The organism is Rhodococcus gordoniae, assembly GCF_001646655.1.
Classification (GTDB): Bacteria; Actinomycetota; Actinomycetes; order Mycobacteriales; family Mycobacteriaceae; genus Rhodococcus; species Rhodococcus gordoniae.
This window is the reverse complement of record NZ_LPZN01000002.1, coordinates 156,529-171,777: the sequence shown is the minus strand read 5'-3', so window position 1 is coordinate 171,777 and position 15,249 is coordinate 156,529. Positions and strand designations below refer to the sequence as shown.

At 67.7% G+C, this 15,249-nt stretch carries 18 protein-coding genes; 9 read left to right on the top strand and 9 right to left on the bottom strand.

Going from position 1 to position 15,249, the window contains the following annotated elements:
- Nucleotides 1–95 precede the first annotated feature (95 nt).
- Both aztD and A8G18_RS01370 read left to right on the top strand, forming a co-directional pair.
- The gene (aztD, locus tag A8G18_RS01375) at nt 96–1,322 is read left to right on the top strand and encodes a zinc metallochaperone AztD (protein ID WP_064062436.1); all 1,227 of its coding nucleotides are present in this window, start codon (nt 96–98) and stop codon (nt 1,320–1,322) included.
- 232 nt (nt 1,323–1,554) lie between these two features.
- Nucleotides 1,555–2,793: a glycosyltransferase 87 family protein gene (locus A8G18_RS01370; protein ID WP_064062435.1), complete on the top strand. Its 1,239-nt coding sequence runs from the start codon at nt 1,555–1,557 to the stop codon at nt 2,791–2,793.
- Here the strand turns inward: A8G18_RS01370 and A8G18_RS01365 are convergent.
- Both A8G18_RS01365 and A8G18_RS01360 read right to left on the bottom strand, forming a co-directional pair.
- Nucleotides 2,763–3,092: a branched-chain amino acid transporter permease gene (locus tag A8G18_RS01365; protein WP_016933208.1), complete on the bottom strand. Its 330-nt coding sequence runs from the start codon at nt 3,090–3,092 to the stop codon at nt 2,763–2,765. The genes A8G18_RS01370 and A8G18_RS01365 overlap by 31 nt on opposite strands.
- Nucleotides 3,085–3,783 carry an AzlC family ABC transporter permease gene (locus A8G18_RS01360; protein ID WP_064062434.1) on the bottom strand — a complete coding sequence of 233 codons (699 nt, stop codon included), beginning with the start codon at nt 3,781–3,783 and terminating at the stop codon, nt 3,085–3,087. The genes A8G18_RS01365 and A8G18_RS01360 overlap by 8 nt, the downstream gene beginning before the upstream one ends.
- Nucleotides 3,784–3,836: 53 nt before the next feature.
- Between A8G18_RS01360 and A8G18_RS01355 the strand changes: the two genes are divergently transcribed.
- Nucleotides 3,837–4,568 (top strand): M50 family metallopeptidase, encoded by a 732-nt coding sequence (locus A8G18_RS01355; protein ID WP_064062433.1) that lies wholly within the window; start codon nt 3,837–3,839, stop codon nt 4,566–4,568.
- Here A8G18_RS01355 and A8G18_RS01350 read toward each other — a convergent pair.
- Nucleotides 4,537–6,321, bottom strand: coding sequence for a 2-isopropylmalate synthase (locus tag A8G18_RS01350; protein WP_064062432.1), 1,785 nt, complete (start codon nt 6,319–6,321; stop codon nt 4,537–4,539). The genes A8G18_RS01355 and A8G18_RS01350 overlap by 32 nt on opposite strands.
- 187 nt (nt 6,322–6,508) lie before the next feature.
- On the opposite strand from A8G18_RS01350, the gene A8G18_RS01345 reads away from it, so the two are divergent.
- Nucleotides 6,509–7,180 carry a FadR/GntR family transcriptional regulator gene (locus tag A8G18_RS01345; RefSeq protein ID WP_064062431.1) on the top strand — a complete coding sequence of 224 codons (672 nt, stop codon included), beginning with the start codon at nt 6,509–6,511 and terminating at the stop codon, nt 7,178–7,180.
- Nucleotides 7,181–7,229: 49 nt separating this feature from the next.
- Here A8G18_RS01345 and A8G18_RS01340 read toward each other — a convergent pair whose 3' ends face one another.
- Together A8G18_RS01340 and A8G18_RS01335 are read right to left on the bottom strand one after the other, a co-directional pair.
- A complete protein-coding gene (locus A8G18_RS01340; protein WP_064062430.1) occupies nt 7,230–7,880 on the bottom strand; it encodes a cyclase family protein in 651 nt (216 codons plus the stop codon).
- Between the two features lie 19 nt (nt 7,881–7,899).
- The gene (locus A8G18_RS01335) at nt 7,900–8,706 is read right to left on the bottom strand and encodes an acyl-CoA thioesterase domain-containing protein (RefSeq protein ID WP_064062429.1); all 807 of its coding nucleotides are present in this window, start codon (nt 8,704–8,706) and stop codon (nt 7,900–7,902) included.
- A gap of 41 nt (nt 8,707–8,747) precedes the next feature.
- On the opposite strand from A8G18_RS01335, the gene A8G18_RS01330 reads away from it, so the two are divergent.
- The gene (locus tag A8G18_RS01330; RefSeq protein ID WP_064062428.1) at nt 8,748–9,842 is read left to right on the top strand and encodes a nucleoside hydrolase; all 1,095 of its coding nucleotides are present in this window, start codon (nt 8,748–8,750) and stop codon (nt 9,840–9,842) included.
- A 38-nt stretch (nt 9,843–9,880) separates the two neighbouring features.
- The gene (locus tag A8G18_RS01325) at nt 9,881–10,279 is read left to right on the top strand and encodes a histone-like nucleoid-structuring protein Lsr2 (RefSeq protein ID WP_064062427.1); all 399 of its coding nucleotides are present in this window, start codon (nt 9,881–9,883) and stop codon (nt 10,277–10,279) included.
- Between the two features lie 62 nt (nt 10,280–10,341).
- Here the strand turns inward: A8G18_RS01325 and A8G18_RS01320 are convergent, their stop codons facing one another.
- Nucleotides 10,342–11,754 carry an FUSC family protein gene (locus A8G18_RS01320; RefSeq protein ID WP_064062426.1) on the bottom strand — a complete coding sequence of 471 codons (1,413 nt, stop codon included), beginning with the start codon at nt 11,752–11,754 and terminating at the stop codon, nt 10,342–10,344.
- Nucleotides 11,755–11,824: 70 nt separating this feature from the next.
- Here A8G18_RS01320 and A8G18_RS01315 point away from each other — a divergent pair, with 70 nt between their 5' ends.
- Nucleotides 11,825–12,337 carry a MarR family winged helix-turn-helix transcriptional regulator gene (locus A8G18_RS01315; protein ID WP_064062425.1) on the top strand — a complete coding sequence of 171 codons (513 nt, stop codon included), beginning with the start codon at nt 11,825–11,827 and terminating at the stop codon, nt 12,335–12,337.
- 13 nt (nt 12,338–12,350) lie between these two features.
- On the opposite strand, the gene A8G18_RS01310 is transcribed toward A8G18_RS01315, so the two are convergent.
- Nucleotides 12,351–12,830, bottom strand: a complete 480-nt coding sequence (locus tag A8G18_RS01310; protein ID WP_064062424.1) for a hypothetical protein — start codon at nt 12,828–12,830, stop codon at nt 12,351–12,353.
- A 32-nt stretch (nt 12,831–12,862) separates the two neighbouring features.
- Nucleotides 12,863–13,675 (bottom strand): DUF72 domain-containing protein, encoded by an 813-nt coding sequence (locus tag A8G18_RS01305; protein ID WP_064062423.1) that lies wholly within the window; start codon nt 13,673–13,675, stop codon nt 12,863–12,865.
- 98 nt (nt 13,676–13,773) lie between these two features.
- On the opposite strand from A8G18_RS01305, the gene A8G18_RS01300 reads away from it, so the two are divergent.
- Nucleotides 13,774–14,355: an HdeD family acid-resistance protein gene (locus A8G18_RS01300; RefSeq protein ID WP_064062422.1), complete on the top strand. Its 582-nt coding sequence runs from the start codon at nt 13,774–13,776 to the stop codon at nt 14,353–14,355.
- 24 nt (nt 14,356–14,379) lie between these two features.
- Here the strand turns inward: A8G18_RS01300 and A8G18_RS01295 are convergent, their stop codons facing one another.
- Nucleotides 14,380–14,787: a PPOX class F420-dependent oxidoreductase gene (locus tag A8G18_RS01295; RefSeq protein ID WP_064062421.1), complete on the bottom strand. Its 408-nt coding sequence runs from the start codon at nt 14,785–14,787 to the stop codon at nt 14,380–14,382.
- A 130-nt stretch (nt 14,788–14,917) separates the two neighbouring features.
- Here A8G18_RS01295 and A8G18_RS01290 point away from each other — a divergent pair, with 130 nt between their 5' ends.
- Nucleotides 14,918–15,247: a GYD domain-containing protein gene (locus A8G18_RS01290; protein ID WP_026002754.1), complete on the top strand. Its 330-nt coding sequence runs from the start codon at nt 14,918–14,920 to the stop codon at nt 15,245–15,247.
- The last annotated feature ends 2 nt before the right edge of the window (nt 15,248–15,249 follow it).

The window sequence follows — 15,249 nt, the reverse complement described above, 5'->3', positions numbered from 1 at the left end:
GACGACAACTGCAACCTCGGCGCCTGCCGGGTCCATGCACGCATGCGCATTCCAGACTTTGACATTCATTTTCGATAGCGGTTATTCCTTTCTGCATGACAACGCTCTCCCGCTACGGCGGCGCCGCCCTCACCGCCGTCGCTGCAACCTTCGCTGCCGCATGCACCGGCACGACAGAGGCCGACACCCCCGAGACGCCCACATCCACCGCCGCCGCGGAGGTGGCGAGCGCCGAACCACGCCTCGTCGTCACCTACGACGGCGGCGTCCTCGTCGTCGACGAAGAAGACCTCACCGTCGTCGGCGACTTCGCACTCGACGGCTTCAACCGACTCTCCCCCGCCGGCGACGGACGGCACGTGCTGATCTCCACCGAGGGCGGATTCCGCGTCCTCGACACCGGTAGCTGGACGGAGGCGCACGGCGACCACGGCCACCACTACTCCGGAGCGCCCGCTCTCACCGGCCTGACGTTCACCGCGGAGAAGCCCGGACACGTCGTGCCGCATGCCGGGGTCACCGCGCTGTTCGACGACGGCACCGGACGCATCGACGTCTTCGACCCCGCCGACCTCGCCTCGGCGACCGAACTCCCGACCCTCGACAGCCGCACGCTCCCCGAGGCCCACCACGGCGTGGCCGTCCCGATGCCCGACGGCGGCATGCTCGTCACCCTCGGCGACTCCGAGAAGCGGACGGGGGTGGCACTGCTCGACGAGAACGGCACCGAGATCGCGCGCACCGACGAGTGCCCCGGCGTCCACGGTGAGACGGTCGCGGCCGACGGGGGCGTCACCTTCGGATGCGAGGACGGCACGGTCATCTTCCGCGACGGATCGTTCACCAAGGCGCCGGTGCCCGACCCGTACGGCCGGATCGGGAACCAGGCGGGAAGCGAGGACTCGACCATCGTCCTCGGCGACTACAAGATCGATCCCGACGCGGAACTCGAACGCCCCGAACGCGTCGCGCTCGTGGACACCCGAACCGCGTCGGTGCGCCTCGTCGACCTCGGCACGAGTTACACCTTCCGCTCACTCGGTCGCGGGCCGGCGGGTGAAGCACTCGTCCTCGGCACCGACGGCAACCTTCACGTGATCGATCCCGGGTCCGGGGAGATCGTCCGGCGGATCGAGGTACTCGAGCCGTGGACCGAACCCGACGAGTGGCAGGCACCCCGGCCCGCACTCGAGGTGCGCGACGGGACGGCGTTCGTCACCGATCCCACCACCGACTCGCTGCACGCGGTGGATGTGACCTCCGGGGAGATTCGCTCGGCCGAACTGCCGCGCACCCCGAACGAGATCAGCAGCGTCGACTGACTCCGCTACGGAAGTATTCGGCTTTCCGATGCAAGGGCCGGAAAGCCGAATACTCTCCTCGCGAACAGACGGCCGAGGCCTTCCCGCACTGTGATCCACCTCACCCGGCAAGCGTGCGAAACGGAAATCTCCGTCAAAACGGCTGGGGAGGCATTGTTCTCGTCGCCCGATCCCGAAGACAACGATTGTGTAACGTGGCGACGCACCTGTTTCCGACCGGGAGGTATCGCCCGTGCTGTCGACCGAAGTCCGTTCCCGACCTGTTCGATCCCTGCTGATCGCCATCGGTCTGACGGTCTCGGCGCTGGCAGTCGCGGGATACATGCGCGACGCGGTGAACGAGTACCTCATGGATCTCGACGTCTTCCGCGATGCCGGCTGGGCCTTCCTGCATCACACCCCCCTGTACACGGAGGGCTTCTTCAGTCATTCCGGCTTCCGGTTCATCTACCCACCCTTCGCGGCGTTCCTGTTCGCGCCGATGGCGCTGGTGGGCAGCACCGCACTGCAGGTGTTGTGGACGGCAGGGCTCATCGCTCTCGTGTGGTGGGTGCTCAGGGTCGTCTACCGGCGACTCGACATGTCCCAGCCGAGTCTGATCGCCGCCGCGTCGCTCGGGCCGGTGCTGTGGCTCGAGCCGTTCCGCTCCAACTTCACGTTCGGCCAGATCAACATCGTGCTCATGGCGCTCGTGGTCGCCGATCTGCTCGGCGTGATCCCGAAGCGCTTCCGCGGTGTCGGTATCGCGCTGGCCGCCGCGATCAAGGTGACCCCGGCCGCCTTCGGTCTGATCTTCCTGCTGCGCCGCGACTGGCCGTCGGCATTCCGCGCGTTGGGTGCCTTCGCCGCGACCGTCGCGTTCGGTTACTGGTTGCGCCCCGATTCGACCGTCTACTTCTGGACGACGGAGTTCTTCGCGACCGACCGTGCCGGCGACCCGTCGTTCTTCCGCAATCAGGCCCTCACCGGTCTCATCGCCCGCTTCGACTTCTCCGACGGCACCGCCAAGGCACTGTGGCTGGCCGGTGCGCTGATCATCGTGGCCGGTACCGCGTGGGCCGCCTACCGCTTCCTGCGGGCCGACGAGCCGGTGGTCGCGGTGGCCCTGGTGGGCCTGGCGTCGCTGCTCGCCGCTCCGATCGCCGTCACCCACCACTGGGTGTACGCCCTGTTCCTCGTGCCGCTGCTGATCGCGCCGGCCTACCGCCGCTGGTGGCCGGTGCTGCTGCCCGCCACCGTGGTCTTCCTCATCGGACCCAACCACCTGCTGCGTGAAGCGTCCTCGGGTGGCTGGGTCGAGCAGCTTCTCCTCGAAGTCCTCGGGACCTCGCAGTGCCTGGCCGCGATCGCGGTGTTCGTCGCCGCGATGGTCGCCGCGCGCCATCGTCGCCCCGGCGCCGAGAACGCCGTCGAGCGCGAGGAGACCGTCGCCGCGCCGGTTCAGGTCCAGAACGCCGACGCGACGAGATAGAGACCCGTCCCGACAACGGTGCTCAGCGCGGCGTTGCGTCGCCACAGATGCACCGCGATCGTGCCCGCGAGACCGACGCTCGCGGGTAGCCAGGTCGACTCCCCCACGTCACGCAGTGTGTACATCACCAGGATCACCATGACGCCCGCGGGCATCGTACGGCCCAGGAAATCGACGAAGGCGGAGTTCTTCAGCGCCGACAACGCGAGGAACGGCGCCGCGCGCAACGCGACCGTCACGACGAACATCACCGCCAGAGCGCCGAGGACGTATCCGGCGCCGGGCACCGACTCAGGCACGGGCCACCTTGTTCCGGTAGACGAACCGCACGAACAGGCACACCACGAACAACCCGAGCCCGACGACGAGCATCTGGCTTTTCGCGACCAGCAATGCGACGAGACCGCAGACCAGCGCGAGCACCGGCGCCGGCACGTCGCGGTTGGCGCGGAAGGCATCGATCGCAAGCACCGCGAACAGTGCCGTGAGGGCGAACTCGAGTCCGGCGAGCCCGTCGGGGAGCACTGCCCCGATCAACGCGCCGATCGTGCCCGACACGACCCACATCAGCTGGCAGAGCACCTGGACCGTGAGGATGCGGGTACCCGAGAGCGGCTCACGTGCCTTGGGGGCGACGATCGCGTACGACTCGTCGGTGAGCGCATAGACGCCGTAGAGACGCCCGAGCCGGCTGCGGATGCGGTGCAGCGGGAACGACAGGCCGTAGAAGACGTGCCGGAAGTTCACCAGCAGCGTCGCCGCGGCGACCGAGGCGAGCGGCGTGACCGCCGCGATCAGACCGATCGCGAGGAACTCCATCGACCCCGCGTATATGACGGTGGAGAAGATCGGCGCCCACCACCATTCGAACCCGCCCTGGGTGAGAACCACACCGAACGCGAGCCCCAGCGGGATCAGTCCCAGCCCGACGGCCCAGGAGTCCTGGATACCCGCGCGGATCTCGAGGGTACGGCGGTCGGGCATGCTCATCAGGCTATCGCCGGGCCGGAAGTCTCGGCGCCCGGCCCGGAGGAAGGTGATCTGTGTCCACCTCGTTCACGGAGGTCGTGTCCTCCGCCTGGCAGGCCGTGTCGACCGTCGACCAGCCCGCTCCGACGATGGTCGTCGTCGGAACGGCGATCGTCGCACTCGTGCTCGTCACCGTTCGGCCGCTGTGGCTGAAGACCCGCCATGTCGTCACGCAGGCGCACGAGGGGTCGCACGCGCTGGTCGCGGCGCTCGTGGGCCGAAAGCTGTCGGGCATCCGTCTGCACAGCGACACCTCGGGGGTGATGGTGTCGTCCGGCAACCCGCGAGGCCCCGGCATGGTCGCGACCACCTTCGCCGGGTACACCGGTCCGGCCGTGCTGGGATTCGCGGCGGCGACGCTGCTGACCCTGGATCGGCCCGCCGCGGTGCTGTGGTCGATCCTCGCCGCGCTCGCCGTCCTGTTGCTGCTGATCCGCAATCTGTACGGATTCGTCTCGGTGGTGATCGCGGGTGCGCTCGTCGGTGCGGCCGCCTATCTCGGGGACCCGATCGTCCGGTACACCGCGGCGTACCTGATCACATGGGTCCTGCTCCTCGGCGCGACCCGCCCGGTCCTCGAACTCGCCCGCACCCATTCGCGCGGTCGTGGCCGGGGTTCGGACGCCGACCAGTTGCGCGGACTCACCCGCGTGCCGGCGGCCGTATGGATCGCGCTGTTCGCGATCGTCACGGCGGGTACCGCCTTCTACGGCGTCACACGGATCGTGGTGACCCAGCTGTCCTGAGTGGCCTCGGGATGCGGGCGGCAGCACGGACGACCGCGTGCAGGCTCGCGGTGAGCACGGAGCGGTGACGCCCCGCTGCCCACCGTGTGTCGTCGCCGCTGCGGAATTCGATCAGGGTGAGTGCGTCGGTGCCGACGCTGCTCTGATGGAGGCCGAGCACCTCGATATCGATGCCGAGACGGGCGAGAGCGTCGGTCGATGCTTCGACGGGACCCACGCCCTCGTGGACACTGCGGTGTTCGGTGCCGCCGACACCCAGCGTGATCGTGGTGCCCGCGTCGGTCACGTCGAAGGCGCGCAGCACCGGTGCACCCGGGACGTCCGGCCGTGCGAGATATGCGGCGTCGAAGATCTCCCACAATTCGGTCGCAGTGACCTCCCCGCCACTGGTGTCGGTGTGGTCTTGCACGTGGCGAGTGAAGTCGATCTGGAGCCGACGCGGCATTTCGATGCCGTATTCGCTCTCGAGCAGGTAGGCGACCCCGCCCTTACCGGATTGCGAATTGACACGGATCACCGCGTCGTAGGTACGTCCTATGTCGGCGGGATCGATCGGCAGATATGGTACTCGCCAATCGATCTCGGACTCGGGACGGCCCTCGGCGACGGCGCGTGCCCGGTGCTCGGCGAACCCTTTCCTGATCGCGTCCTGATGAGTGCCGCTGAAGGCGGTGTGCACCAGGTCGCCGACATACGGGTGCCTCGGGTGGATCTCGATGCGATTGCAGTATTCGACGGTGCGGCGGATCTCGTCGATGTCGGAGAAATCGATCATCGGATCGATGCCCTGTGCGTGGAGGTTCAGTGCGAGTGTCGCAATGTCGACGTTGCCGGTGCGTTCCCCGTTGCCGAACACGCACCCTTCGACCCGCTGCGCCCCGGCGAGGACGGCGAGTTCGGCGCACGCGATACCTGTGCCGCGATCGTTGTGCGGGTGCACGGACAGGATCACCGCGTCGCGTCGCGCCAGGTTGGTGTGCATGTACTCGATCTGGTCGGCATAGACGTTCGGGGTCGCGATCTCGACGGTGGCCGGAAGATTCACGATCACCGGCCGTTCGGGGGTCGCGTCCCACAACTCGGTGATCGCGTCGCACACCTCGAGCGCGTAGTCGGGTTCGGTGAGGTTGAAGACCTCGGGTGAGAACTCGAACCGCACGTTCGGCAGGTCGCCGGCCAGTTCCAGGACGTCGCGGCCACCGGCGACGATCAGTTCCGTCAGCGCGGTACGGTCGCGGTCGAGGACGACCTCGCGCCAGGTGGGAGCGGTCGCGGTGTACATGTGGACGACGACCTCGTTGCGGACACCCCGGACGGATTCCACCGTCCGCTCGATGAGGTCGCGACGTGCCGGGGTGAACACCACGATGGTGACGTCCGGCGGCGCGATGTCGGTCTCGACGATCAGGCACACGAAGTCGAAGTCGGTCTGCGAGGCGGACGGGTAACCGACCTCGATCTCCTTGTATCCCATCGCGACCATCAGCTCGAAGAAGCGGCGTTTGCGGCCGGGATCCATCGGTTCGGCCAGTGCCTGGTTGCCGTCGCGCAGGTCCACCGGCACCCACAGCGGGGCCGCGGTCAGGCGTTGTGTGGGCCAGTTCCGTTGCGTCAGTGGAACCTCCACGCGGGAGTACACGTCGCGGTAGCGATGTGAGGACATGGCGGAGTGCCGCTGCCTGTTCCAGACGGGGGCGTCGGCAGGAACCGGACCGGCAGGAGTGGAGATACGCGGGAACGTGCTGGTGCTCATCGGAGAAGTCCTTCGTCGATCGTCGTTACGAGGGACCGGCGCGTGTTCGACTCCACGACGGGGAGCCGGTCCGGCTAGGCCCCGCCGTGGCGGCGAAGGAGAAGGAACGCGAAGGAGCGCATGCCCCGAAGGCTAACATAACTCCTCAGACAAGTAGAGGAGTAGGCGATTCTGCGATGATGGAACCATGACCGTCGTCCGCCGCGAGCCTCTCGCCGACCAGGCCGCCGAACTGCTCCTCGAGCGCATCCGATCCGGAGAATGGCCGCTCGGCGCCAAGCTGCCCGGCGAGACGACGCTGGCTCCGCAGCTCGGCGTCGGCCGCTCCACCGTCCGCGAAGCGATCCGTCAGCTCGCCGGACGCGGCATCCTGACCACCCGGCAGGGCGCCGGCGTGTTCGTCACCGCTCTCGACGCACCCGAGAACTGGACGCGCACGGTCGCGCGCGCCGACATCCTCGCCGTGATCGAGGCCCGCATCGCCGTCGAGGTCGAGGCCTCGGCCCTTGCCGCCGCGCGCCGCACCCCCGCCGAACTGCGGGCATTGAAGAAGTCACTGCGGGAACGCGAAACCCATCGCACGGCCATCGAGGAACACGTCGACACCGACATCGTCTTCCACCGCACCATCGTGATCGCCGCACACAACCCGATCCTTCTCGACCTGTTCGACGGCTTCACACCCCGTAACCGTCACGCCATGATCGAAATGCTCCGCACGCGCGGCACCCACGGGGACGACGCCGACCACGATACCCACCGACGCATCTACGACGCCATCGCGGACCGTGACGGGGTGACCGCCGCCGCCGTCACCCGCGACCACTTGTCCTCGCTCACGACGGCACTCGGCCGATAGCCGGGCCGGTTTTCTGCGGACGGTTCTCGACCTCCCGGGTGCGGGACGGTCACTTCTCGATCTGCATCGCGACCGCCCGCACCGGGGCCCCGTCGACGCCGGCGAACGGGATCGGCAACAAGGACACGAGCGGATCCGCGAAGTCGATCGCGTCGAGATTGCGCAGGTTCTCGCAGATGATCGCGCCCGCCTCGGCAAGCACGTGATGCGCCGCGAGCGTCTCGTCACCCGTAGGGTCCACGCTCGGCGCGTCGATCCCGAGGGTGCGGACCCCGCGGTCGAGCAACCACCGGCACGCGTCGACGCTCATGGCCGGATGGTCGAAATACCGATCGGTGCCGAAATACCGCGACCAGCCGGTGAGGACCAGCGCGATGTCGCCGGGACCGATCGTGCACCGGCCCCACATGTCGGCGGTGACAAGCGAACCGGCGTCGACACCAGCGCGCACATCGAGCACCACACCGCGTCCGACGAGGACATCCGGCGGTACCGCGTCGATCGCGGCGCCGCCGCTGCGCACGTGCCGGGGCGCGTCGACGTGGGTGCCGGTCTGCGATCCCATGTCGATGCGCATCAGGTCGAATCCGTCGGTCTCGACGGTGGCGTGCGGTGTGAACGTCGGTGCCGGATCCCCGGGATAGACCTGGATGTCCGGGGAGATCACGTGGGTCAGGTCGACGATCCGCCGTACGCGCATGACATCACTCCTGTTCGGATCAGCCGAAATCGACCTGCCGTTGCGCATTCGCGAGCGCCGTGACCACACCGGTGCCGAACGCGCCGAGACGGTCGAACAACACCGCCGTGCCGACCGCGATGCCCTCGCTGCTGATGTGGTTGTCGGCCTCGATACCGACCTCCGGTCCTTCCGGCAGACGGGACAGTGCCAGGGTGACATCGGAATTGATGTAGCCGACACCCTTGTCCGACCAGTTGGTCACGAACGACGTACCCTCACCGACGGTCGCGGTGTTGACGAACGGCGACAGCTCCTCGCCGACGATGATCGACAGCTGCCGCGACCACAGGCGCTTGCGATCGGAGTTCTGGTGTTCCGACCGCACCCGCGTCCATCCCGGGCCGTCGCTGCCGTACCACGACGAGTACTCGAGCGGTCCCGGCTGTGTCTCCGGCGAACCGGGCGGAGGCGTCGGGGACTCACCACGCATCCACACCGATCCGGGCGGCGGTGCCGACTTACGGAGGAAGGTGAGCGTCGCGCGCGCCGACACCTCACCGCCCTGCATCAGGTTCGCGTCGGCGACGCGGATGCGGTTGCCGTCGCGCACCCGGGTGGTGGTGAAGGTGATCGGCTCGTTGCGCACCGGCCTGAAGAGATCGAGCGTGAACCGGGACGGGACGAAACCATCGACGGCATGGTGGATCTCGAGCTCACGCGCCACCAGGCCACTCACACACGGCCCGTTGAGCATCGTGTCCGACCACGGACTGGTCGCGTACTTCGTCGGCAGGTAGACACCGTCGTCCTCGGTGAAATAACCGCGGTTCTTACGCTCGTGCATTCGAAAATTCTCCCAGCACCGGACGCGGCGCGCTCATCGGGATGCCCCAAGATGGGATCGTGCACGTACACGAACCCGATGTTCCGGTCACCCGTACCCGCCTGATCGTCGACGTCGACACCGGCATCGACGACGCCCTCGCCCTGCTCTATCTCGTCGCGAGCCCGGAAGCCGAGATCGTCGCCGCCCTGTGCACGGCGGGGAACGTGCCGGTGGACCAGGTCACCGCCAACACTCTGTCGTGGCTCGAGGTGTGCGGCCGGCCGGACATCGAAGTGGCTGCCGGATCGCAGGTTCCGTTGGTCGCGCCGCTGATGACCACCGAGGACACCCACGGTCCGCAGGGGATCGGGTACGCGGAACTTCCCGCTGCGTCGCGCTCGCGGTCGTCGCGATCGGCCGCGCAGGCATGGGTCGATCTCACCCGCGAGCATCCGGGCGAGCTCACCGGGCTCGTCACCGGTCCGCTCACCAATCTCGCGCTCGCCCTGCGTATCGACCCCGGGCTGCCGACGCGGTTGCGTCGCCTCGTGATCATGGGTGGATGTTTCCACCATCCGGGTAATACGACACCGACCTCGGAATGGAACGTCGCGGTGGATCCGGAGGCCGCCAAGGTCGTGTTCGACGCCTTCTCGATCGCGCCTCCGGACCGGCGGCCGATCGTGTGCCCGCTCGACGTCACCGAGTCGATCGAGATGTACCCCGAGCATGTCGCGCGGATCGGGGACGTCGTCGGGGTGCCCCGCTCCGGGGAACTCTCCCCGGACGCCCCGCGCGGTACGCGATCGACGGCCGATGTCCCTCTCGTCCGCCACATCTCCGACGCATTGCGGTTCTACATGGAGTTCCATCGTGATCAGGGCCTGGGCTTCCTCGCGCACGTGCACGACCCGTTCGCCGCGGCGGTCGCGCTGGGCGCGGTTCCCTACACCTCCCGGCCCGCGACGGTCGACGTCGAACTCGACGGGCGGCTCACCCGGGGTACGACGGTCGCCGATCTGTCCGGTATGTGGCAGAGGACGCCGAACGCGGTTATCGTGGCGGGCACCCGCCCGGCCGAGTTCTTCGATCATTTCGTCGAGCGAGTGGGATCGTACATTCGCGATTTGAGCCTACCCCCGAGTAAGAACTAGCGTCGACAGCGCACAGTTCGGGGACAAGGAGATAAAACGTGGCACAGAAAGTGCGCGTCCAATATTTCGACGATATCGACGGCCAACCGATCATGGACGGCCTGGCGCAGTCGTTCCGCATCACGGTCGACGACGACGAGTACGAAATCGACCTGCGGCCGGCGAACGCAGACAAGTTCCTGGCGGTACTCCGCCCGTGGCTTCACGAGAAGGCACCTGCGAAGCCCGCGTCGACCACCCGCACCATCACGCCGAAGACGACGGCAGCACGAGCCCGCACACGGACGGCGGGAACCCACAAGGCGATTCCGCCCACTCGGTCGCCGGAGCAACTGGCCGCGATCCGACACTGGGCTCGTAACAAGGGTTACGACGTCAGCTCGCGCGGCCGGATCCCGCGGCACATCCTCGAGCGGTTCGAAGCCGCCCACTCCTGAGCATCACCCCGCCGCTTTCCGGCAGCAGGCCATGAGCACCACCGACGACCGGTGCCGTCTCGTCACGCGACGAGATGGTGCCGGTCGTCGCGTCGGATGGTCACCGCAGCGACGATCACGCCCACGACCACGCCGATGACGGTGTCGACGACCCGGTTGACGGCGAGGCCCGGACCCGCGTGCTGCCCGAGACCGGTGAGCAGCAACGCCATCGTCGTGACCCCGACGGAGGCGAGCCCGTAGTTCCGGGTCACCGTGAGTTCGGTGAGCGTCTGGAACAGCACGGCGGCCGCGACCACCGGCCAGTAGCCCGGATCGAGCACGAGCAGCACGGCAGCGATCATCGCACCGCCGACATTTCCGATCAGACGCTGGATGCCGCGCTGAACGGTGTTGCGGTAGTTCAGTCCTTGCAGCGCCGCCAGGGCACCCATCGCAGCCCACAACGGATGGTCGAGCCCGATCAGTGCGGCGAGCGACGCGGCGAGCAACGACGCCACGAAGATCCGGGCCGCTCCGATCAGCACGAGGCGGTCGAGCAGACGACCACATCCTTCACGGACGAAGCCGGGCGGCGTCGGCAGCACCGGCCGACCCTCGACATCGACGCGTGGAATCTCGATGTCGCGCCGTGCTTTCCGAAGTTCCGACTCGAATCGGGTGAAGTCGTCGCGGCGCGCGCGGAAGGTGTCGTGCGGTCCGCTGTCGAGCACCGTCTCGGCCGCGTCGAGCAGGGCGACCAGTTCGTGGACATGGGCGTCCGGACGCCGCGGAGCGTTGAGTGCGACGGTCTCGCGCGCCTTCCGGATGCTCTGCCGCGCTACGGGAACGGCTTCCGCACCGCGAGTTTCGACGGCGGAGACCGCCGCGAGGGCACGCGCGACCGCGAGACGAGCGGGCGTGTGGGGATGGGAGAGCGCGGGCAGCATCGCCACGACGTATCCGAGCAGCGCACCGATCGCCGCAGCGGCGGTGACCAGGCCCGCATCTCCCCATCCGTCGGAGAAACCGGCGGCGCCGGCGGCCGCGAAGATGAGGATCACCGGGCCGGGGCCCATGAGGGAGAAGGCCGTGAACACCCAGTACGCGACGGCCGAACCCACTGAGAGCACGACGATCTGCACCCACAGTGGAGCACCCATCGCGCCGAGCGCAGCACCGAACGCGGTGTACCCGACGATGCCGAGACCGACCCACGGAAGTCGCACCGCGAGACGCCGATACGGCTCGTATCTCAGGAAGGCACTCGTGAGTGCGCCGAGGGCGGCGAAACCGGCCACCTGCGCGTAACCGAGCAGACCACCGCCGACGAGAGCGAGCATCGTCGCGAACCCCACACGGAGCGCGACGGCCACGGTCGGGTCGCCGTGACGCACCTCGAGGGCGTCCTTCCACGCACTCACCGACAGTGGATGCGCGAGCGCTCCCCGGGCGTGACGGAGCTGAGGGCGGTCGTCGAGTCGGCGGTCGAGCATCCGTTCACCCTATTACTTCACCAGTAAAATATCTATGAAATTGTTTGTCCGCTGCCGTTAGACTTGCCACATGCCCTCCGAGACACCCCAGTCCGATTACGTCGATCGCGTACGTCTCGGATGGACCGCTCACTACCCCGACCTCGACCTCCGCCCCATCGACGTGATCGGCCGCATCACCCGCATCGGGTCGCTCGCACTCACCTGTTTCGATCGGGAACTCGAACCGAGCGGCATCAGCCGCAGCGAGTTCGAGGTGCTCAGCGCGCTCGCCCGCAGCGACCATCCGTTACGTGCCAGCGAGGTCACCTCGATCACGGGCATCTCCGGTGCGTCCACCACGAAGCACACCGAGCGACTCGCCACACTCGGTCTCGTCGAACGCACACGACTCGAGCGCGACGGCCGCGTCGTGCTGCTCACCCTCACCGACGAAGGCCGCGCACTGGTCGAGGCAGAGTTCCCCCGGCGACTGGCACGCGAGAAACAGATGCTCGAAGGGCTCGGCGACGACGAACTGCAGACCCTGTCCGACCTGTTGCGCAGAGTCGTCCGCAACGTCGAGAACCACTACCCGAACTGAACCCCGACGACGGTCAGGGCATCTCGTGCGTCTCGGCCCGTTCGATCTCGCTCACGGCGCGGCGCAGGTACGCCTCGGGAGCCACGCGGCGCGCAGCGACGAGGTCGGCCACCACGAGCAACCCGGCCGCCAGATACTGCTCGGGACGGATCCTCGGACGTCCGGCGTCGGGATCGGACACACCGAGCGCACCCGTGAGCACGGCGACGACGGCATCGGGTTCGAGCGACGGCACCCATCGCAGTCCGGAGCGGACGGAGCGTTCGAGCACCGCCTGCACGTCCGCACCGGCCAGTCCGTCGGGATGCAGTTCTTCGAGCAACTCCCGGACCATGCCCGCGTGCACGGCCGTGACCTGCTCGTAGGGCAGGTCCGCCAGCACCGCGACCGCCTCGTCGAAGGGCTCGGCCGACTCGCTGCGGACGGCGGCGAGCGCATCGGCGGTGGCCGCCGCGATCTCCCGCGGCGTTCTCGGCCAGTGGTCGGGCCACACAGCGATCTCCTGTCCTCCTCGTGGACGCCCGGTCACAGGCGTTCCTGCAACGCGAGCGCGTCGTGCGGGGCACAGCCTTTCATGTCGTTGTCGAAGTAGACGTAGACGTCCCTGCCGTCGCCCAGCCACCCGCGGATCCTCTCGGCCCACACGTCGAGAACCTCGGCGGTGTACCCGCTCGCGTACAACTCCTTGTCTCCGTGCATCCGCACATAGACGAAATCGCTCGTGACCTCGGTGAGGAACGGGAACTTTCCGGCCGTGTCGGCGACGACGAGCCCGATGTCGTGCGTACGCAGCAACTCCACGGCCTCCGGGCTCGCGAGGTCGGGGTGCCGCACCTCGACGGCATGACGCAGCGGACGCTCGGCGTCCACCTCCACCCACACCCGGTCGTCGGCGAGCTTGTCGGTGTGGCGACGGGCGAGTTCGGCCGCGGCCGTCGTGGTCCGCGGCAACCGGGCGAAGAACTCCGCGAGCCTGTCCTCCTCGAAACCGAGGGTCGGCGGGAGCTGCCACAGCACCGGTCCGAGTTTCGGGCCGAGCGCGAGCACACCGGAGGCGAAGAAGTTCGCGAGTGCGTCGTCGACACCCGAGAGCCGTTTCATGTGGGTGACGAACCGCCCGCCCTTGACGGCGAAGACGAAGTCGTCCGGTGCGGCGTCCCGCCACGCGAGATAACTGCTCGGGCGCTGCAGCGAGTAGAAGGAGCCGTTGATCTCGATCGATCCGAACCGGTGGGCGGCGTATTCGAGTTCGCGGCGCTGAACGAGCCCTTCCGGGTAGAAGTCTCCTCGCCAGCCCGGATAGCGCCATCCCGATATCCCGATCCTCACCCCGGCCACGTTCCCGAGCGTAACCTCGGGTTCGATTCGGCACGCGCAGCAGAACAACCGCGCTTATCCTCTGGGCTACAAGATCACATCACACGCCAGGAGCCGTCATGTCCACGAGCTCGGTTTCTTCCAACGATCCGTTCCGATCACTGCTGAAGCAGATCTGGTGGGTGGTGCTGCTGCGCGGCATCCTCGCCGTTCTCTTCGGTGTCGTCGCCCTCGTCTGGCCCGGCATCACCGTCTGGGCTCTGGTGGTCGTCTTCGCGGCCTACGCCATCATCGACGGCATCGTGCTGGTCGTCCAGTCGATCCGCGACAAGCCCGAGGGCTGGGGCTGGTGGCTCGCCATGGGCGTCGTCTCCGTCCTCGCCGGTCTCGTCGCGCTGTTCTGGCCCGGCATCACCGCACTCGCACTGCTGTACATCATCGCGTTCTACGCCATCCTGTTCGGCATCACCGGCATCGTCGGTGGCCTCCGCTTCCGGAAGGTCCCCGGCTCCGGGTGGGTGTGGTCGGTGCTCGCGGGCGTCGTCGCCGTCCTGTTCGGCATCGTGCTGCTGATCTTCCCCGGCGAGGGCATCCTGAGTCTGATCGTTCTGCTCGGCATCTACGCGATCATGTTCGGCGTGCTGCTCATCATCCTGGCGTTCCAGGTGCGCAGCGTCGCGAAGAAGGCCGGCGTCCTCTGACCACCGGCCTTCCGCCGTCCCGCCTCAGGCATCACGCAGACGACCCCATGCGTGCCAACGATCGATCTCGATCCACGCGTTCACGCGCTTGCCGTCCCGCGCGTGGTACGGCTTGCCCGTGTAGTGACGAGCGATCCGGTCGATGTCCTCCAGGGACGGATCGTCGGCGAATTCGACGACCCGTCCCTGGATGCTCACATGCGTGACCCAATCCTGCGGATCCATCGCCGACACACTGACCCGCGGATCGTTCCGCAGGTATTCGAGGCGCTTGCGCCCGGAGTCCATGTTGACGAGGATGCGGCCGTCCTCGACGACGTACCAGGTCGGAACGGAGACCGGCTGCCCATCCGGGCGCAGGGAACTGATCGTGGCGTAGTTGGGCTGCGCGAGGAATTCTGCGACGGCCTCGGGCATCGGTCGTTTCGGCACGGCACTCCCTTTCGATGCGGCGGATGCGCTCTTCCGTATCGAGACTATGCCTCGATTACCGGCGAAACCGTCCGCAACGACGCGAGGTGGACCGACCATGGAGGTCGACATCCCCGAGAAGGAGACGATCATGCCGCGATATCTCTGGCAGGTGAACTACACCGCGGACGGCGCCCGCGGTCTGCTCACGGACGGTGGCACGTCCCGGCGCGACGCCATCGTCCGGATGGTCGAAAGCGTGGGTGGGACGGTCGATTCGGTGCACTTCGCACTCGGCGGCCACGACCTGTACGTGCTCGGCGAAGTGCCCGACGAGATCGCGGCCGCGACACTCGAGCTCCGCACCATCGCATCCGGTGCCGCGCGGTCCACGCCGATCGCCCTGCTCACGCCCGAACAGGTCGACGAGGCCGCGCGGCGCGAGGCGAGCTACCGGACACCGGGGAGCTCGGACAGCTGATC